We start from the raw sequence: 18,964 nt of genomic DNA, 5'->3' as shown, positions 1-18,964 counted from the left end.
TCCCAGCGAACGCGCGCTGCGCTGCGGCGTGCGACAGAAAGTCGAGCATGGCTCGCAGGGGGGTTTGTGCCCCCCGGAACCATCGAAAGGAAGCACATGAGCATCCAACTTGCTCTTGCCGGCAACCCGAACTGTGGCAAGACAACGCTGTTCAACCGGATAACCGGTGAGAACGGCTACGTGGGCAACTGGCCCGGCGTCACCGTCGAGAAGAAGCAGGCCAAGCTGCTTGCGAACAAGGACGTCGTCGTCACGGACCTGCCGGGCATCTACTCGCTGTCGCCCTATTCGCCCGAGGAGGTCGTCAGCCGCGACTACCTCGTGCAGGATCGCCCCGACGTCATCGTCAACCTCATCGACGCGACGAACCTCGAGCGCAACCTCTACCTGACGACGCAGCTTGTCGAGCTGGGCCTGCCGATGGTCGTCGGCCTCAACATGGCCGATCTGGTGCGCAAGAACGGCGACAAGATTGACCCCGCCGGCCTGTCCAAGGACCTGGGCTGCCCCGTCGTCGAGGTCTCCGCGCTCAAAGGCCAGGGCGTCGACGAGCTGCTGAACAAGGCCGTCGAGATCGCCAAGGCCAAGAAGGTCGTTGCCCCTCAGATCACGCTTGGCGAGACGGTCGAGGCCGCCCTCAAGGAGATCGTCGAGATCGGTGGCACGGCCATTCCCGCGAACCTCTCGCGCTGGTACGCCGTCAAGCTGTTCGAGGGCGACGAGAAGGCCTGTGCGCCGCTGCGCCTCTCCGCTGACCAGAAGGCCCGCATCGCCGCCGTCAAGCGGGGCGTCGAGAAGGCCGAGGACGACGACGCCGAGTCCATCGTGACCATGGCGCGCTACGACCTCATCGCCGACGTCATCCCGCACTTCGTCAAGAAGGCCCCCAAGAAGGTCAGCATGACGGAGAAGATCGACCGTGTCGTGACGAACCGCTGGCTTGGCCTGCCCATCTTCGCGGTCGTCATGGTGTTCGTCTACTGGATCTCCGTCTCGACCGTCGGCACGATCGGCACGGACTGGGCCAACGACGGCCTGTTCGGCGACGGCTGGCACCTGTTCGGCATCGGCACGTCCGACTACGAGGACGCCGTCGAGGAGTCCGGCTGGGGCGAGGACTTCCAGGACTGGGACAGCCAGATCTCCGCGTACGTGGCTGCTGGCGTTGACGCCGGCGTCGACGGCGCCGAGGCCGTCCAGGAGCAGCTCGACTCCGACGAGGGCATCGACCCGGAGTCCGAGGACTTCCAGACGTTCCTGGCTGCCGCGCAGGCCGATGGCCTCACGGCTACGGCCGACCTGCACGACGCTGACGGCAACACGCTCGACACGGAGGGCAACGCCATCCCCGAGGAGCAGGGTGCCGACGGCACGGCTCAGCTGCAGCTGGCCGAGGGCGAGCAGGTCGCCACGGTTGACGTTGACGCCGCGCAGTTCGAGACGGCCGTCAACAGCCCTGAGCCCGATCCCGCCGACTATGGCGTGTGGGTGCCCGGCGTCCCCGTGCTCGTGAGCGGCGGCCTCGACGCCATCAGCGTGCCCGAGGACTCGTGGGTGCGCAGCCTGATCCTCGACGGCATCGTCGCGGGCGTCGGCGCCATCCTCGGCTTCGTCCCGCAGATGATCGTCCTGTTCATCCTGCTGTGCTTCCTTGAGGACTGCGGCTATCTGTCGCGTGTCGCGTTCGTCATGGACCGCGTGTTCCGCCGCTTCGGCCTGTCCGGCAAGTCGTTCATCCCGATGCTCATCAGCTCGGGCTGCGGCGTGCCCGGCGTCATGTCGACGAAGGCCATCGAGAACGAGGGCGAGCGGCGCATGACGATCATGACGACGACGATGATTCCCTGCGGCGCCAAGCTGCCGATCATCGCCCTGCTCATGGGCGCGCTCATCGGCGACAACACCACGTGGTGGATCAGCCCGCTGTTCTACTTCCTCGGCGTCATCGCCATCATCGTGTCCGGCATCATGCTGAAGAAGACGAAGCCGTTTGCCGGCGAGGCGTCTCCGTTCGTCATGGAGCTGCCGTCCTATCACATGCCCTCGATCCGTTCGTGGCTGCTGCACGTGTGGGAGCGCGTCAAGTCGTTCATCGTCAAGGCCGGTACGATCATCTTCGCGGCCACGGTGCTCGTCTGGTTCCTGTCGAACTTCGGCTGGGCTGATGGCGGCTTTGGCCTGCTCGACTCCAGTGTCGACGGCTACATGGACAACTCGGTGCTCGCCGCCATCTGCGGCCCGCTGAGCTGGATCTTCTACCCGCTGGGCTTCGGCGGCTCCGATCTTGCCTACCAGTGGCAGGCCACGGCCATGTCGCTGACGGGCCTCATCGCCAAGGAGAACGTCGTCTCCACGTTCGCCGTCCTGTTCAGCCTCGGCGACCTGGGCGAGAACGCCACGCTCATGTGGAGCGCGTTCGGCCAGCAGATGTTGAACGGCCAGGTCGGCGCCCTCATGGCGTTCGGCGCGTTCAACCTGCTGTGCGCCCCCTGCTTCGCGGCCATGGGCACCATCCGTCGCCAGATGGCCAACAGCAAGTGGTTCTGGGCTGCCATCGGGTACATGTGCGGCTTCGCGTGGGTGGTCGCTCTGATCATCAACCAGCTCTACCTGCTGTTCACGGGCGCTGGCTTCACGGTGTGGACCGCCGTTGCCATCGTGCTCCTGGCGCTCATGCTGTTCCAGCTGTTCCGCCCGATGCCGAAGTACGCGTTCGGCGAGAAGGCCGGCGCTGGCGCGGGCATGGCTCCCGAGGCCGCGTAAGGCTTGAGGGCAACGCCTCAGAGGGGCGCGCGACTGCCGCAAGGTGGTCGCGCGCCCCTTTTTTGTGCGCAGGGCAGGCCTGCGGGGACGAATGGACGTACGATGCTGCGGGCTACCGGTGAATGGCATATATGTTCGAGTTGGTATACTTATAGAAGCCGTGACGTCTACTCTCGCCTTGGGGGCGGTGTGCCGTGGATATGGGATCGATCATTGCGCTTGCTATCGTGCTCGGGCTGTTCGCGGCCGTCGTCGTGCGGCTCGTGCTGCGAAGCCGCAGGGGCGGCGGCTGCATCGAATGCAAGGACGAGGCGTGTGCGTTTCACGGGACGGCCCACGAGCCCGTGCCCGGCGAGGTGCTGGCCGATGGAACGAAGGCGAGCTGCCCTGCCGTGGGCCGGGCCCTCGACGTGGTGGACGCAAAGCTCGGGGCGCTCAATTCCGAGCGGGGGAGCGCCTCGGCAGAATCTGCGAATACGATGCGCTAACCTGCGGGTTTCGTACGGGCCCACCGCGCGCTTTCCATTTTCTCGAATGTCCGTGTCGGACACGGCTCTGCAACAATGCTGTGCGAACCTAACCTCGTCTGTTCTTGCGATTCGTTGCGTCGTCGGGCGATTGCAGGCCCACTCTGCGGGCCAGTCGCGCAAGCAGCCTGGCGCACGCGTCTCTTTCGGCCTTCGTGCCGACGGGAAGGGAGCTCTTCATGTCCCCCATGCAGAGTGACGTCGAGTTCGTCCTGCGCAGTGTCGAGGAGCGCGACGTCCACTTCATCCAGTTCTGGTTTACCGACGTGCTGGGCAACCTCAAGTCGTTTGCTGCCACGCCGGGCGAGCTCGAGGACTCCATGACCGAGGGCATGGGCTTTGACGGCTCGTCGGTCGAGGGCTTTGCGACGCTCGAGGAGTCGGACTGCGTGGCGCGTCCCGACGCCTCCACGTTCCAGATCCTGCCGTGGCGCCCGCAGCAGCAGGGCGCGGCCCGCATGTTCTGCGACGTCGTGACGCCTGATGGCAAGCCGTTTGACGGCGACCCGCGCAGCATGCTTGCTCGTCTGTGCGACAAGGCGGCGGACATGGGCTACGTGCTCAACGTTGCGCCGGCCATCGAGCACTTCTACTTCAAGGACGCCACGTCGAACGAGCCGCTCGACTGCGGTGGCTACTTCGACCTCATGCCGCTCGACTCCGGCAACGACCTGCGCCGCGAGACGGTGCTCATGCTCGAGCGCATGGGCATCCCCGTCGAGTACTCGCACCACGAGACCGCGCCGAGCCAGCACGAGATCGACCTGCGCTACTCCGACGCCTTCTCCATGGCCGACGCCATCATGACGTACCGCCTCGTCGTGAAGCAGGTGGCGCAGGCCAACGGGTGCTACGCGTCGTTCATGCCCAAGCCTATCGAGGACGTGGACGGCTCGGGCATGCACCTGCACCTCTCGCTGTTCGACCTCGAGGGCAACAACCTGTTCCACGACCCTGACGACGAGACGGGCTGCCAGCTCTCGACGCTGGCCAAGCAGTTCCTCGCGGGCCTGCTCAAGTACGCTCCCGAGTACACGCTCGTCACGAACCAGTACGTAAACTCGTACAAGCGCTTCGTGCGCGGCTTCGACGCCCCGCTGTTCGTGACGTGGGCGCAGGCCAACCGCTCGGCGCTCGTGCGCGTCCCCCACTTCAAGCCGGGCAAGTCGCTGTCGAGCCGCCTCGACCTGCGCAGCCCCGATCCCTCGTGCAACCCCTACCTGGCGTTCGCGGCCGTGTTCGCGGCGGGCCTGGCGGGCATCGAGGAGGGGCTCGAGCTGCCGGCTGAGCAGCAGGGCAATGTCTACGCGCTGTCCGATGCCGAGCTGGCGCAGCGGGGCATCACGCGCCTGCCCACCGACCTGGGCTGTGCCATCCGGGCGTTCGAAGGCTCCGAGCTTATGCGCCGCACGCTGGGCGACCACATCTTCGACTACATCGTGCGCGCCAAGAAGGCGGAGTGGCTCGACTACTCCAGCCACGTCGGCGCCTGGGAGCTGAAGACGTACCTGCCGATCCTCTAGGCGTTTTTCGGCAGATTTCGCTGGTGACGGGGCGTCTGGCTCTCCCTGCGGGGAGGTCCGGACGCCCTTCTTTTACGGGAGGGCGGGTACGCCATGCGGTTTGTGATCGCGTCGGACATACACGGGTCGGCCACGTGGTGCCGGGCGCTCATGGCGCAGATCGAGCGCGAGAGCCCCGACCGCGTGCTGCTGCTCGGTGATCTGCTCTACCACGGGCCGCGCAACGACCTGCCCGACGGCTACGCTCCCAAGGAGGTCGCCGCGATGCTGAACGACATCGCCGAGCGTATCATCGCCGTGCGCGGCAACTGCGAGGCGGAAGTCGACCAGATGGTGCTCGACTTCCCGTGCCTGGCTGACTACACCGAGGTGTTTGACGCGGGCGTGCCGGCTGGGACGCCGTGGGTGAGCGGGGGAGCCACGGGACCGGATGTGGCGGGCCGCCTACTGTTCCTGACGCACGGGCACGTGTACGGCCCTGGCCTGCAGAACAGCGTGGACAACCTTCCCAAGATCCCGAGCGGCTCCGGCGCTGCCCTGCTGTACGGCCATACGCACGTGAAGGTATGCAGCCCCTGCCCAGGACGCCCCGACCTCTGGCTGCTCAACCCCGGCAGCGTCTCGCTGCCCAAGGATGGCACGCACTCGTACGCGACCTACGAGGACGGCGCCTTCGAGCTGCGTGAGCTGCGCGCGGAGTAGGACGTCTCGCCTTCGCGCGCAGCTAGAGGGTCTCTACGCCGGGTAGTGCGTGTGGGCCTCGTCGATGCCTCGCAGCGTGTTGTCGAGGTAGCGGCGGGCCCACCAGTGCGCCATGTTGAGGTTCATGTCCGTGTAGTTGCCGCAGTCGCGCGGCGAGGCGCCGGGGATGTCTCCCTCGAAGTTCGCAATGAACTCGTAGCAACGCGTCACGAGGTCGAGGACGTCGGCGCTCTCGAGGTCGCCTTCGAGGATGAGATAGAAGCCGGTGCGACAGCCCATCGGCCCGAAGTAGATGACGCGGTCCTTCCAGGCGTCGTCGTTGCGCAAAAACGTCGCGCCGAGGTGTTCGATGGCGTGCACCTCGGCCGTGCTCATGACCGGCTCGTCGTTGGGCGAGGTCATGCGCAGGTCGAACGTCGTGAGCGTGACGGCGCCGCCTTCGCCCACGTGGTCCTTGCGCGATACGTAGACGCCGGGCTCGAGCAGGATGTGGTTGACGGTGAAGCTTGCGATTTTTTGCATGAGCGTTCCCCTTTGAGTAACGAGCGCACCTGGTTGTGGCAGAGAGCTGCAGGTCGATTATACTGAGGGTGAATCGCACCACGGTCCGCGCCCAATATCCTTACGGAAGGGAGCACGACATGAGCGACAACGAGAACCTGCACATCCCCGATAGTACGGCGATCTGTGACGAACAGCTCGAAGGCGTGGCGGGCGGTATGGAGGGGCGCCGTCTTCCCAAGCTGCCCAGCCAGCACTACCCCGTGAGCATCCTGTGCCCCAGTTGCCTCAAGGAAACGACCTATATGTCGGATATGAAGGAGCAGGTCGTTACGTGCGGCCGCTGCGGCCATCAGTGGACGATGTACAACACGTAAGCACGAGGGGCTTTGGCATGCGGAAGCGAGGTTGATGCCTGTGGGCGAGCGGGACACGCACGGCGCTGGGCGCGAGGGGGCTGCGAAGCCCTGCGATTGCGGGCTGCCAACGCCCGAAGCGTGCGCGGCCGTGCGTCGCGACTCGTTTTGGCTGACCTCGTCAGACGATGCCACGGCGCTGGGCTGCGACGTGTGGCTGCCGGCTGGCGGTTCGTCGGGCGTGGTGGCGACTGTGCAGCTTGTCCACGGCATGACGGAGCACATTGGGCGCTACGACACCTTTGCCCGCGTGCTGGCAGCGCGGGGCTGCGCCGTCGTCGGCCACGACCACCTCGCCCACGGGCGCAGCGTCATCTCGCCCGAAAACTGGGGCGTCCTGCCCGCAGGACGCGGCGCCGACTACCTCGTTGCCGACGTCCAGCTTGTGCGTCTGCGGGTTGAGGGGCGCTTTCCCGACGTGCCCCACGTCATATTCGGCCACTCGATGGGCTCGTTCGTTACGCGGGCCTTTCTCGGCAAGCACGGCTCTGGACTGGCGGGCGCGCTCATATTCGGCACGGGCTGGCAACCGTCTGCGGCCCTGGCGTTCGGACGCGCCGCGACGAGCGCGCTGGCGGCACTGCGCGGGTGGGACTTCCGCTCGAAGCTCATCGACGGGCTCGCTGTGGGTGCCTACGCCCGCCGCTTCGCGCGAGAGGAGGGCGGCAAACTGGCGTGGCTCTCGCGCGACGCCGCTGCCCGCGACGCCTACGCGGCCGACCCCGCCTGCGGGTTCACGTTCTCGCTCGGCGCCTACCACGAGCTGTTTCGGCTCATCGGGATGGCACAGGATCGTGCGCTCGTGCAGGGTATGCCCCATGACCTGCCCGTCCTGCTCGCGTCGGGCACGCAGGATCCTGTGGGCGGCATGGGGAAGGCGGTGCCGCGCGTCGCGAGCCTGCTGAGTTCGTGCGGTGTCACCGACGTCGAGCAGCGGCTCTACCCGGGCGCCCGCCACGAGCTGCTCAACGAGACGAACCGTGCCGAGGTCATGACGGACGTCGTGGACTGGCTCGAGCGAAAGGGAATCGTGCGATGACGATGACAGGCGAGCGCCCGGAGAACCTACGGGTCGGAAGTCCTGCCGCACCGGATGCGGGCGTGCGGGCCGTCTCCGACTCGGGTGCCTCCTATGTGCTGGCGCTCGACTCGGGCACGACGTCGGTGCGCGCCATCCTGTTCGACGCCCACGGCACGCCGGTTGCCCAGGCGTCGCAGCCCATCACGCAGCACTATCCCCAGCCGGGTTGGGTTGAGCACGACCCGCGTGAGATCCTGGCCCGCCAGATCGCGACGATCTCGGAGGTGCAGTTCGCGAGCGGCATCCACTCTGAGCGCATCGCCGCCGTGGGCATCACGAACCAGCGCGAGACTGTCGTCGTGTGGGATCGCCGCACGGGCGAGCCGGTGTGCAACGCGCTGTGCTGGCAGTGCCGGCGCACGGAGCCACGCATCGCCGAGCTGCGTGAGCGCGGCCTCGCCCCGACGATCGCCGCCAAGACGGGCCTCGTGCTCGACCCGTACTTCTCAGCGAGCAAGCTGGCGTGGGTGCTCGACAACGTGCCCGGGGCTCGGGAGCGGGCGGAACGCGGCGAGCTGCTGTTCGGCACCGTTGACAGCTGGCTCATCTGGAACCTGACGGGCGGGGCGCAGGCCTGCGGCACCCCCGTCCACGCGACGGATCGCACGAACGCGAGCCGCACGATGTTGTACAACATCCACGAGCTCGACTGGGACGACGAGTTGCTCGAGCTCTTCGGCGTCCCTCGCTCCATGCTTCCGCGCGTCCTGGCGTCGACGGACGACTACGGCCGCGTGAGCGCCGACATCATGCCGGCCTGCCCGCCTATCACTGGCGTCGCGGGCGACCAGCAGGCTTCTCTGTTCGGCCATGGCTGCTTCGAGGCGGGCGATGTCAAGGCGACGTACGGCACGGGATGCTTCGTGCTCATGAACACGGGCGAGGTGCCGGCGCGCTCGGAGAATGGCCTCGTCACGACTGTCGCGGCGACGCCGGCGGGAGCTCCGGTGCGTTATGCGCTCGAGGGGTCGGTGTTCAACGCGGGATCCGTCGTGCAGTGGCTGCGCGACGAGATGGATCTCGTGCGTACGGCCGAGGAGACGGAGGCGCTGGCGGCGTCGGTGAGCGATACGGCGGGCGTCTACGTCGTGCCGGCATTCACGGGCCTGGGTGCGCCGTGGTGGGACGCCGATGCGCGTGGCGTCGTGTGCGGTTTGACGCGCGGCTGCTCGAAGGCCCACTTCGTGCGCGCGGCGCTCGAGAGCATCGCCTACCAGACGCACGACGTCATCGAGGCCATGCGCCGCGACTTCCCCGACGCCGGGGCGCTGGCGCACCTGGCCGTCGACGGCGGCGGCTCCATGAATGGCTTCACGATGCAGTGGCAGGCCGACCTGCTCGGTTGTCCCGTCGTGCGGCCCCGGACGTGTGAGGCAACCGCGCTGGGCGCCGCCTATCTGGCGGGTCTGGGCGTCGGCTTCTGGCGCGACCTCGACGAGCTGCGCGCCAACGCCGGCGAGCCTGCGGCGCGCTTCGAGCCGGCCATGGGGGAAGCCCTGCGCGCCGAGCGGCTTGCAGGTTGGTACGCGGCTCTGCGTCGCGCGCGCAGCTAGGGACGGGGCGCCCGCGCGAGCGGAGGTATCGCCCTCGTCGTGCGAGGCCGAGAGTCGGACAAGCTGGGCAGGCGCGCGGAGGCGGGCGAAGTGACGCCCTCGCCGCGCGGGGCTGGGCGCAAATGGGAGCCGTGCATGCCGGGCCGGCGCGTGAGGCGCGTGAGCCGATGCGCCGGCAGCGAGCGGGGACGGCCCCACATCGCGAGACCGAGCGAAAACGTGAGCTGCGCATGCGAGGCTGCCGGGCGGGGGGCGGGGCGCGCGCGGGGGGCGGCCTCGCGTTGTGCGAAGCCGGGCAAGAACGTGGGCCGTGCGCGCCTGGTCGGCTGGCAGGGACGGCCCGCACCGCGAGCGCAGACGAAAACGGGCAAAAACGCGAGTCATGCATGCCGGCCCCTCGGGCAGTGGATTGCATCCTGTTGTGGGCGGTGCGCTGACCTGCGGGTTTAGTGCGCATGCGTGGGTATGGCTGTCGAAGCGGGCACGAACTGTCGCCTGTTGCGGGGAGGCGGCCATACACAGCTCGACTTCTTGTCCAGCCAGGGCCCGTTCGCGTGCAGCGCTGCCCTCGCGATGAGGGGGAGGGCTGCCGACGCCAAATCCTTACCTGCGCATACGGAGCTTTGTCGAAGTTGCACCCGCGGACCTTCGCGCCGCTCTCTCTGGCCGATGATGAGGCACTGCTCCGTCGCATGGCGCGTGCCATGGCGGGCAGCGACACGGGAGAGACGGACGAGCGCGAGGGCGGCGACGATGGCTAGCGAATACGGCGTGGATGGCATCTCGATCGGTAGGAGCCCGACGCAGTCGGAGCGTCCGACCGTGATGTCTCCCGATTCCTCGGCGTCTGCGGCCTGCGGTGCGTGTTCTACACCCGCGAGACCCTCCACTTCCGCGGCGCCTCCAGCCGGCGCGGCCTCCTCAGCCCCCGCAGCGGTTTCCGCCCGCGTGGAACCTTCGTCTCCCGCGGCGCCTCCCGCTCGGAAGGGCTTCCTCAGACGCTGGGGGCGGCCATCATTCGCAATTCTGTGCGTGCTCTTCGGCCTGGAGTCCATCGCGGCCAACGTCGTGCATCCCGTCGAGCCGGCGTTCTACATCGCGCTCGGCTTGCCCGACTGGATATTCGGCGCGGCGTTTGCGGCCATGGCGTTCGGACTGTTCGCCTTCTCTCCGTTTTGGGGCGTCATCTCCGACCGCCTGGGCCGCGTGCCGACGCTCGCGGTGACGATGCTGCTCTACGGCCTGGCCCAGCTCGCGTTCCTCGTGAGCACGACCGTTCCGACCATCCTGCTCGCGCGCCTGGCTGCCGGTGCGTTCTGCTCGGGGTGCGGCGTTGCCGCCATGGCGTTCGTCGCCGACATCTCCGACGCGGGCGCGTGCGGCCGGCGCATGTCGATATTCGCCGCCGTCCAGAGCTTCTGCACGGCCCTGGGCTATCTCGTGGGTGGCATCGTGGGCCAGGACGACCCGGGCCGCTCATTCGTGCTGCAGTTCTTCATCCTGGCCGCCGTCGCGCTCGGAGCCGTTGTCCTGCTCGTCGACGGGCAGGGCTTCCATCGCTCCGATCGACGTCTGACGCTGGCGAGCGCCAACCCGCTGGCGGCGTTTGCCGACACGCGCGCCATTCTCTCGCCGTGGATGGTCGCCTTCCTGTCCGCAACGACGCTTGCCTGCCTCGCCTCGGCAGCGTTCGACAACTCGTTCAACTACTACCTGCGCGATCAGTTCGGCTTCCCCACGACGTACAACGGCTACATCTACGCCGCCGTCGGCGTGCTCGGCCTCGTTGCTAACGTGACGATCGGCCTGCGCTTGCAGCGCTCGCGCGACACGGAGGGGCCGCTGTCTGTCGTGCTCGTCTGTGCGGCTGCCGTGCTTGGTTCGACGCTGCTTGCGGCAAACATGCCACTCTACCTCGGGCTGAACATGCTGTTCTACGTCTTCAACTCCCTGTACCTGCCGCTGATGCAGGCGCTTGCCATCGAGGGCGACCCCGACGGCCACGGACGCGTGTCCGGCCTGTTCCAGTCGGTGAAGTCGCTCGGCATGGTCGTGGGCGCGCTCGTGGCCGGCTTTGTGTACGAGGCCGATCCCCGCGTGCCGTTCGTCATGGCGGCGGCGTCTTTCCTGCTCGCTGCCTGCTGTGCCGTTGCAGCGCGCCGCATCGCGCGTACCCGTGGTAGGAGGCGCCGGGCGTAGGTTCCCGGCCCCCGCACGGAACTTCGGTGCGTACGGGGGAGAGCCGGACACGTGGGGGAGCGCAATCCCCTATGATGGACGGACGCACGCTGCGGGCCAGATTCCCGCAGGTGCGCAAGAGAACCCCGATACGATTGGATCACCATGATCAAGGAGCTCGTCAAGGACACCGACTTCCTCGCCAAGCCGCTCGCCCCGGCCACGGCCGATGACGCGAGCATCGCCGAGGACCTGCGCGACACGATGGCGTCCCTGGATAACTGTGCTTGCCTCGCTGCGAACCAGATCGGCTACGACAAGGCCGTCATCGCGTACGACGCCGGGTCGCGAGGCGTTGCCATCATGTTCAACCCGCAGATCAAGCAGGCCATGATTCCCTACCTGGCCACGGAGAGCTGCCTGTCTCTGTCCTACGACAGCGAGGTCAAGCGCTTCAAGCGCATCATCGTTGCTTACGAGGAGCTCGTTGACGGCAAGCTCGTCGCGCGCCAGAAGAAGTTCGGGGACTGGACGGCCGAGATCATTCAGCACGCCGTCGATCACTGCGCCGGTCTGCTCGTCTAAAGGCTGCCGCCCAGCACGTCCCGCTCGACCCGCCCGCCATTGGAGGCTGCGTGCCCCGACGGCGGGCGGGTCTTTTTTGTGGGCTGTCAGCGACGCAGCGGGTCGTCGCGCTATGATGGCGCGCCGATCGAGCAGGCGACAGCGGAGGTTCCGGGCAGTGAGCGTGCGTGAGAAGGTAGGACAGACCCTGGGTCGCTTCCGGCGACCGTCGTTTGCCGTCGTATGCGTCGTCATGTGGCTCGAGGCCATCGGCGCAAACATGGTCCACCCCGTCGAGCCGGCGTTCTACATCGCGCTCGGCCTGCCCGACTGGATATTCGGCGCCGCCTACGCCGCCATGGCGTTCGGCCTGTTCTCGTTCTCTCCGCTGTGGGGCGTCGTGTCCGACCGCGTGGGCCGCGTCCCGACGCTTGCGGCCACAACGGCTCTCTACGGCTGCTCGCAGCTCGCGTTCTGCGTGAGCACGACCGTCCCGACGATCCTGTTTGCGCGCTTTGCCGCCGGGGCGTTCTGCTCGGGTGCGCTCGTGTGCGCCATGGCGTACGTCGCCGACGTCACCGAGCCGTCCAAGATGGGCCGCTCCATGTCCATCTACGGCGCGACGCAGGTCACGGCCACGGCGCTCGGCTACACGGTCGGCGGGCTCGTCGGCGTCGACGACCCGGCGCGCTCGTTCGTGCTGCAGTTCTTCCTGCTCGTGCTCACGGGTGCGGCGGCGTTTGTTCTCATGGGGGAGGGCCCTCACTTCACGCGCTCCGACGTGCGCCTCACTGTGCGCAACGCCAACCCGCTGGCGGCCTTTGCTGGCACGCGCGATCTGCTGTCGCCCTGGATGGTGCTGTTTCTGCTGGCGGAACTTCTGGCCTGTACGTCCACGTCGTCATTCGACAACTCGTTCAACTACTACCTGCGCGACCAGTACGGGTTCCCCACGACGTACAACGGGGCCATCTACGCCGTCATGGGCGTGCTGGGCTTCTGCGCCAACCTGGGCATTGGCCTGCGGCTGCAGCGCGGGCGCGACCCGGAACGCTCTGTGGCGATCGTGCTGGGGCTGTGCGCCGTCGTGCTCGCCGTGGCCGTGGGGGCGGGCTCTATGCCGGTGTTCCTCGTGCTCAACATGGTGTACTACACGTTCAACTCCATGTACCTGCCATTGCTGCAGGCGCTGGCCATGCGGGATGCGGGCGCCGAACACGGCCGCGTGTCGGGCCTGTTCCAGTCGGTAAAGTCGTTCGGCATGGTGAGCGGCTCGCTGATCGCCGGCTTCATCTACGAGGCCAACGTCCATGCGCCGTTCGTGCTATCCGTGTGCGTGCTGGTGGGCGGCGCGATCGCGATGCTCGGCGCACGTCGGGTCGCCCGGACGCGGGGACGCCGCTCGTAGAGGTGCGGATCGCCCAATCGTAAAAACTTAGCATGGCCTCCTACCTGCGAATATGTCGTATTTCCGCAGGTAGGAGGCCGTGTGGTCGCGCGCTAAGAAATGCCGGTTTGGCGATGCCTCCTTCTGCATTCCAAAGGTTTTCCCTATAGCAGGATAACTGAGAGAGGTATATCCATTCTAGAGAGGCCCGGCGTATCATGGGGAGCTGTGCATAGTCGCCGTCAAAGGAGCCCCCATGTCTTTGTGCGTTTCTCGCCGCTCGTTCATTGTCGCATCGGCCCTGCTTGCGAGTGCTTCGTTGTTGGGCGGGCGCGTGGTTCTTGCAGCGGAGGAGGGCTCGTCCGGCGAGCCTGAGCGCACGACGGCCGCCGACCTGCCGCGCATCGGCGGGCCCACGATGTACCCCTACACGTACACGACGTACACCTACGACCGCGAGCCGGTCGAGTACACGGTCGAGAAGGCGCCGGAGCGCGTTGTGGCCATCGACCAGAACAACATCGAGACGCTGCTCGCCCTGGGCCTCAAGGACGCCATCGTGTGCGCGTTCGGCCTCGACGACCCGTCGGCGCTCGGTGACCTCCAGGCCGACTTCGAGCAGATTCCCTACCAGGACGCCATGCCGCCCAAGGAGGACGTCATCGCCCTGTCGCCTGACTTCATCTCAGGCTGGTACAGCACGTTCTCCGACGACCGCCTCGGCAACGTCGACTTCTGGCAGGGGCGCGGCTGCGGCACGTACATGTCGCTCAACAGCGCGTGCCGCGGCAAGACGGGCACGTACTATCAGACGATCTACGACGAGATGCGCGACATCCAGCAGCTGGGCATCATCTTTGACAAGCAGGACGCGGCTCAGGCCCTCGTTGACGAGATGCTCGACGAGGTGCTACGCATCCAGGACTACACGTCGCAGCAGTCGACGCACCCCCGCGTTGCCGTGCTCGAGAACGAGGACGACAGCTTCCGCGTGTACAGCGAGATGACGCTGGGTGGCAACGTCGCCATGGAGGCCGGCGCCGAGCTGGCGGCGGGCAAGGGCTCGGACACAGCCAACATCTCGGCGGAGGACCTCATCGGCATCAATCCCGACGCCATCTTCATGGTGTGGTACGACGGCTTTAAGACCGGCGAGGAGGCTGTCGCGGACATTACGGACAACCCGAAGTTCGCGAGCCTGACGGCCGTGAAGGAGGGCCGCGTTTTCCCGCTGGCGCTTACGGGCATCTACTGCAGTGGCCTGCATACGATCGACGGCATCCTCGACATCTCCGAGGCGCTCTATCCCGAGCTGTATGAGGAGGGCGCCGCCGGCTCTGCCGTTCGCGACGCCGCTGCCGCCTCGCACGCTGGCGACGCTGCGGGCAAGTAGGTCGGAGCCTGCGGGAAAGGGTGCCTGTGGATCTCAAGAACGGGGCCGTCCGGGGCCGGGCCGTGTGGGTCGTCGCCCTGGTAGTGCTGCTGGCGGTGCTCGTGGGCTCGCTGCTCGTGGCCGTCACGATCGGCTCGGTCAACCTCTCGGTGGGTGACGTGTACGGCGTCATCCTCTACCACCTCACCGGCTTGGGCGACGCGTCCCTCTACGGCGACGGCACGGCGACGGGCGACATCGTGTGGCAGGTACGTCTGCCCCGCCTCGTGCTGGCCATCGCCGTGGGGGCAGCCCTGGCGGTCGTGGGCGCCATCATGCAGGCCGTCGTCAAGAACCCGCTGGCTGACCCCTACATCCTGGGCGTTTCGTCCGGTGCCCAGCTCGGCGCGACGCTGGCCATCCTGCTTGGTGTCGGCGCGGCGCTGGGCAGCGGCTACGAGGGCGTCGTCGCGTTCGTCGGCGCCTTCCTCGCGTCGATGGCCGTCGTGGCCATGGCCAACGTCGGCGGGCGCGCCACGAGTGTGAAGCTCGTGCTGTCGGGTACGGCGCTGGCCGCCATCTGCGGGGCGGTCTCGAACTTCCTGCTGTTCGTCGTCAACACGAACGACGGGGCCGTCTCTGCGGTCGTGCGCTGGACGATGGGCAGCCTTGCGGGTGCGGATTGGCCGACGAACGGGCTCGTGCTGGTGCTTGCTCTGCTGGGCACGCTGTTCTTCTGGTCGCAGCACCGCGCGCTCAACCTCATGCTGCTCGGCGACGAGACCGCCGTGACGCTCGGTGCTGACCTGACGCGGCGGCGCATCGTTTACCTGGCCGTCGCGTCTCTGCTCGTGGGCTTTGCCGTGTACGCCGCGGGCATCATCGGCTTCGTGGGCCTCGTCATCCCGCACATCGTACGTATGCTGTTTGGGACGGACCACAAGAAGCTCGTCCCGCTGGCGGCTGTCGTGGGCGCCATCTTCCTGCTCTGGGCCGACGTGCTGTGCCGCGTCGTCATCCCGCACCACGAGATCCCGATCGGCATCCTGACGGCCCTCGTGGGCGCGCCGGTGTTCGTGTGGCTCATGGTGCGCCGCAAGTACGGCTTTGGGGGAGGCGACCAGTGATGACAGGCGTTCCGACACCCCGGGAGGCGGCGATCGGCGCCGAGGGCATCCGTGTGTCGATCGGGACAGCCGAGATCCTGCGAGGCGTCGACCTCGCGGCGGCGAAAGGCGAGCTCGTCGGCCTCATCGGGCCGAACGGCAGCGGCAAATCGACGCTGCTCAAGTGCATCTACCGCGTGCTGGCGCCCTCGGGCGGCGCCGTCTACCTCGATGGGCGGTCGCTGAGCGAGTACTCCGTGCGCCAGAGCGCCCGGCAGGTGGCCGTCCTTGCCCAGCACAACTACTACAACTTCGAGTTCTCTGTGCGCGACGTCGTGCTACTCGGGCGCGCTCCGCACAAGCGGGCGCTGGATCGCGACACGGCGCAGGATTACGCCATCGTTGACGAGGCGCTGTGCACGGTGGGGCTCTCCGATCTGGCGACGCGGACGTTCTCGACGCTTTCGGGCGGCGAGCAGCAGCGAGTCATCTTGGCGCGCGCTCTGGCGCAGCAGACGCCGTGCCTCATCCTCGACGAGCCGACGAACCACCTCGACGTGCGTTACCAGCTCGAGCTCATGGATATCGTGCGCGGCCTGGGCAAGACGGTCATCTGCGCCGTGCACGATCTCAACGTCGCAGCCATGTACTGCGACCGGCTCTACGCCTTGCGCGACGGGCGCATCGTCGCGAGCGGCACGCCCGAGCAGGTCATCACGCCCGACGTCATCCGCGCGGTCTACGACGTTGAGGCGCGCGTCGTCGAGGACGAGGACGGCACGCGCCACGTACTCTACCGACCCGGCGGGTACGCGCGACGCGGGTAGCACGCAGGCAGCTCGCGTGGCCGTAGTTCTGCGCGCGAGACGCCGCTTCGTGGCCAGAAATCGAGCGCGTGAACGGGCGGCCTCCCACCGCTCCGGCGTTTTCGCTGGGAGCTGCGGGGGCCGAGGCCCCGATCGCGCGCTTGGCGTCCGAAGCCCCATACACGAGCCCGGTTCTCGTCCACGAAACGACATCCCGCGCGCAAAGGCAGGGCCGGGCGCCTCCAGCGGAGACGTCCGGCCCGTAACACGCGGTCTATCCAGAGCGAGGGCGCGCTGTACCTTACGCGTTGGCGATGCTCTCGGCGGCGAGCTTGCCGCTCGTCAGCGCCCAGCCGTTGTTGGCGCCGGAGGGCGAGTTGGAGCCCATGACGCCGCCCACGATCTCACCGGCGGCGTACAGGCCGGTGATGACGTTGCCGTCTGCGTCCTCGACCTGCAGCTGGTCGTTGATGACGAGGCCGCCCATCGTCGTGGCGTAGCGCGGCTTCTGCTCGACGAGGTAGTACTCGCCGTCGCCGATCTTCATCGTGAGGTAGTCGCCCGGGCGGCCGAACTCGTCCACGCCCGCGTCGACGCCGGCGTTGTAGTTGTCAACGGTCTCGACGAGCACCTCGGGGTCCATGTTGACGCGGCCGGCGAGGCCCTCGATCGTCTCGTCGTGCGCGAAGACGGGCGTCGTCGTGCCGTTGGCGTCGAGCCACTTCTGGACATCGTCCATGTTGAAGCCCGTGCCCGGGAGCTTCTCGCTCCACGCGGCGTAGTTCTCGGCGTCCATGAGCAGGTAGAGCGTCGCGTTCTCCTGCTGCAGCTCGACCTCGAGAATGTCGTGGTTCGACGCCTTCTCGTTGACGACGCGCTTGCCCTCCGGGCTCACGAGGATGGCGCTCATCGGCCACACGACGAGGTTACCGTCGATCGTCGACTTGGCGCGGCCCTCGGAGACCTCGACGCCGTTCGGGTACTGCTTGGCGTACTCGAGCATGAGCGTGCCGGCGTTGACCTCGGGAGCCGTGGCAACGGTGAGGCCGTCGCCCGTCGAGGTCGTCAGGCCGTAGTACAGCGACGTGGCGAGCGACTCGGGCTTCCACTTCTGGCTCGCGCCGTAGCCGCCGGCGGCCAGCACGACGGCCGGGGCGCTGATCTTGTACGTCGTGCCGTCCTTGGCCACGGCCTCGATGCCGGCCACGGCGCCGTCGGCCATCGTGATGGCCTGGATGGACGTGTCGAGCAGGACGTCAGCGCCGCTCTCCGCGATGGCGGCCTTCATGCTCTCAGAGGCGCCGTTGCCGCCGCCGGCGTAGGCGAGCTCGCGGTCGTGGCTGTACTCGGCCAGGTCGTGCAGGCCGGCCTCCATGTTGTACTCGACGCCGCAGCTCTGGTTCAGCCAGTCCGTCGTCTCGCCCACGTGATCGGCGTAGAGCTGGATGAGCTCAGGCACGCACATGTCCTCGCCGTTGGCCTGGAAGTCCTCGACCATCGACTCGGGAGTGTCGTCGGAGACGCCAGCCTCCTCCTGCAGCGCGGAGCCCATGACGACCTGGTTGCCGCCGGACACGGAGATGCAGCCGCCGAGACGGTACGTCTTCTCGACGAGGATGACCTTCTTGCCGAGCTCGGCCAGGCGCAGGGTGGCCGCCATGCCGGCCGCGCCGCCGCCCACGACGACCGCGTCAGCCGAGAGCTCCTTGACCTCGGTGGACTTGGGCTCGTCGAGCGTGGCGTACAGGGCCTTCGTGTCGGCACCGGCCTGCTCGGCGGCATCGGCCACGGCGTTGAAGATGCCGGCGCTCGTGACGGTGGCGCCCGTCATGCCGTCGATGCCGAGGCTCTGCTTCTCGATGATGAGCTGCGGGAGCTGCTCGAGGGCGCCGGTCGCGACGGCCGGGGTCTCGGACTGCGAGACGACCTCGATGGACTCGATGGCGTTCTCGGAGAACGTGACGTCGAGGACGATGTTGCCGCCGTTGCCCACCGCCGTGCCGGTGTACGTGCCGGGCGTGAAGCTCAGGGCCGCGGCCTTGTCGGCGGCCTCGCTGGCGAGCACGCTGCGGGAGGCGATGCCCGAGCCGAGCAGACCGGTGGCGGCGAGGCCACAGGCGGCGGCACGGGTGAACGCGCGGCGCGACATCGTGAGGTTGGCGGCGAGCTGAGGCTGATCGTTCATGGGTGATGCGTCCTTTCCGTATGGTGGACTGCTGTGGTGCGCGGGGGCGCAGGCTGGTCACGGGGCCCGTAGATCCGCGTCGCGGGCGGCTTCGAGGGCCGTGCGTTGCGGAAGAGCCGGGCGAGCCGGGGAACCTGTGCTCCGTGCGGAACGATTCCCACAATAGGAGCGCAGGGGGCCGACCGGCCAGACCCCCAAACGGGTTGGCTCGTTTTATGACATGACCCGGTGCAGGTCTTTCCGCGCGATATCGGGGCGCCCCGAAATGGGGTATTTCGCGCGTTCTCGCAGCTTAGGGCT

16 protein-coding genes are annotated in these 18,964 nt (G+C 67.5%); 14 read left to right on the top strand and 2 right to left on the bottom strand.

Annotated elements, in window-relative coordinates; genetic code table 11:
* Window positions 1-96 precede the first annotated feature (96 nt).
* The 4 genes from KHZ24_10185 to yfcE all read left to right on the top strand — a co-directional run bounded on the left by KHZ24_10185 (window position 97) and on the right by yfcE (window position 5,515).
* Window positions 97-2,763: a ferrous iron transporter B gene (locus KHZ24_10185; protein ID MBS5451554.1), complete on the top strand. Its 2,667-nt coding sequence runs from the start codon at window positions 97-99 to the stop codon at window positions 2,761-2,763.
* 200 nt (window positions 2,764-2,963) lie between these two features.
* A complete protein-coding gene (locus KHZ24_10180) occupies window positions 2,964-3,251 on the top strand; it encodes a hypothetical protein (protein ID MBS5451553.1) in 288 nt (95 codons plus the stop codon).
* Window positions 3,252-3,469: 218 nt separating this feature from the next.
* A complete protein-coding gene (locus KHZ24_10175) occupies window positions 3,470-4,813 on the top strand; it encodes a glutamine synthetase (GenBank protein ID MBS5451552.1) in 1,344 nt (447 codons plus the stop codon).
* A gap of 93 nt (window positions 4,814-4,906) precedes the next feature.
* Complete coding sequence (gene yfcE / locus KHZ24_10170; protein ID MBS5451551.1) at window positions 4,907-5,515, top strand: phosphodiesterase; 609 nt, start codon at window positions 4,907-4,909, stop codon at window positions 5,513-5,515.
* 33 nt (window positions 5,516-5,548) lie between these two features.
* Here yfcE and KHZ24_10165 read toward each other — a convergent pair whose 3' ends face one another.
* The gene (locus KHZ24_10165) at window positions 5,549-6,037 is read right to left on the bottom strand and encodes an S-ribosylhomocysteine lyase (GenBank protein ID MBS5451550.1); all 489 of its coding nucleotides are present in this window, start codon (window positions 6,035-6,037) and stop codon (window positions 5,549-5,551) included.
* Between the two features lie 119 nt (window positions 6,038-6,156).
* On the opposite strand from KHZ24_10165, the gene KHZ24_10160 reads away from it, so the two are divergent.
* From KHZ24_10160 to KHZ24_10115, 10 genes are all read left to right on the top strand, one after another.
* Window positions 6,157-6,393 carry a hypothetical protein gene (locus KHZ24_10160; protein MBS5451549.1) on the top strand — a complete coding sequence of 79 codons (237 nt, stop codon included), beginning with the start codon at window positions 6,157-6,159 and terminating at the stop codon, window positions 6,391-6,393.
* 40 nt (window positions 6,394-6,433) lie between these two features.
* Window positions 6,434-7,471 carry an alpha/beta hydrolase gene (locus KHZ24_10155; GenBank protein ID MBS5451548.1) on the top strand — a complete coding sequence of 346 codons (1,038 nt, stop codon included), beginning with the start codon at window positions 6,434-6,436 and terminating at the stop codon, window positions 7,469-7,471.
* 2 nt (window positions 7,472-7,473) lie between these two features.
* On the top strand, window positions 7,474-9,066 hold the full coding sequence (glpK, locus tag KHZ24_10150) for a glycerol kinase GlpK (GenBank protein MBS5451547.1): 1,593 nt from the start codon (window positions 7,474-7,476) through the stop codon (window positions 9,064-9,066).
* 623 nt (window positions 9,067-9,689) lie between these two features.
* The gene (locus KHZ24_10145) at window positions 9,690-9,827 is read left to right on the top strand and encodes a hypothetical protein (GenBank protein MBS5451546.1); all 138 of its coding nucleotides are present in this window, start codon (window positions 9,690-9,692) and stop codon (window positions 9,825-9,827) included.
* Window positions 9,828-10,098: 271 nt separating this feature from the next.
* Entirely contained in the window at window positions 10,099-11,265 is a 1,167-nt protein-coding gene (locus KHZ24_10140) for an MFS transporter (GenBank protein ID MBS5451545.1), read from the top strand.
* 144 nt (window positions 11,266-11,409) lie between these two features.
* Window positions 11,410-11,829 carry a peptide deformylase gene (locus tag KHZ24_10135; GenBank protein MBS5451544.1) on the top strand — a complete coding sequence of 140 codons (420 nt, stop codon included), beginning with the start codon at window positions 11,410-11,412 and terminating at the stop codon, window positions 11,827-11,829.
* Between the two features lie 163 nt (window positions 11,830-11,992).
* A complete protein-coding gene (locus KHZ24_10130) occupies window positions 11,993-13,216 on the top strand; it encodes an MFS transporter (GenBank protein ID MBS5451543.1) in 1,224 nt (407 codons plus the stop codon).
* A gap of 235 nt (window positions 13,217-13,451) precedes the next feature.
* On the top strand, window positions 13,452-14,588 hold the full coding sequence (locus KHZ24_10125; GenBank protein MBS5451542.1) for an ABC transporter substrate-binding protein: 1,137 nt from the start codon (window positions 13,452-13,454) through the stop codon (window positions 14,586-14,588).
* A 26-nt stretch (window positions 14,589-14,614) separates the two neighbouring features.
* Window positions 14,615-15,694 carry an iron ABC transporter permease gene (locus KHZ24_10120; GenBank protein MBS5451541.1) on the top strand — a complete coding sequence of 360 codons (1,080 nt, stop codon included), beginning with the start codon at window positions 14,615-14,617 and terminating at the stop codon, window positions 15,692-15,694.
* A complete protein-coding gene (locus tag KHZ24_10115) occupies window positions 15,694-16,500 on the top strand; it encodes an ABC transporter ATP-binding protein (protein ID MBS5451540.1) in 807 nt (268 codons plus the stop codon). Before KHZ24_10120 ends, KHZ24_10115 begins: the two co-directional genes overlap by 1 nt.
* A 280-nt stretch (window positions 16,501-16,780) precedes the next feature.
* Here KHZ24_10115 and KHZ24_10110 read toward each other — a convergent pair whose 3' ends face one another.
* Window positions 16,781-18,664 (bottom strand): FAD-dependent oxidoreductase, encoded by a 1,884-nt coding sequence (locus KHZ24_10110; protein MBS5451539.1) that lies wholly within the window; start codon window positions 18,662-18,664, stop codon window positions 16,781-16,783.
* Between the last annotated feature and the right edge of the window lie 300 nt (window positions 18,665-18,964).

This window comes from Coriobacteriia bacterium, assembly GCA_018368455.1.
In the GTDB taxonomy this organism is placed as follows: Bacteria; Actinomycetota; Coriobacteriia; order Coriobacteriales; family UMGS124; genus JAGZEG01.
Note: the sequence above shows the minus strand (reverse complement) of the source record. Positions and strands in the feature narration are given on the sequence as shown.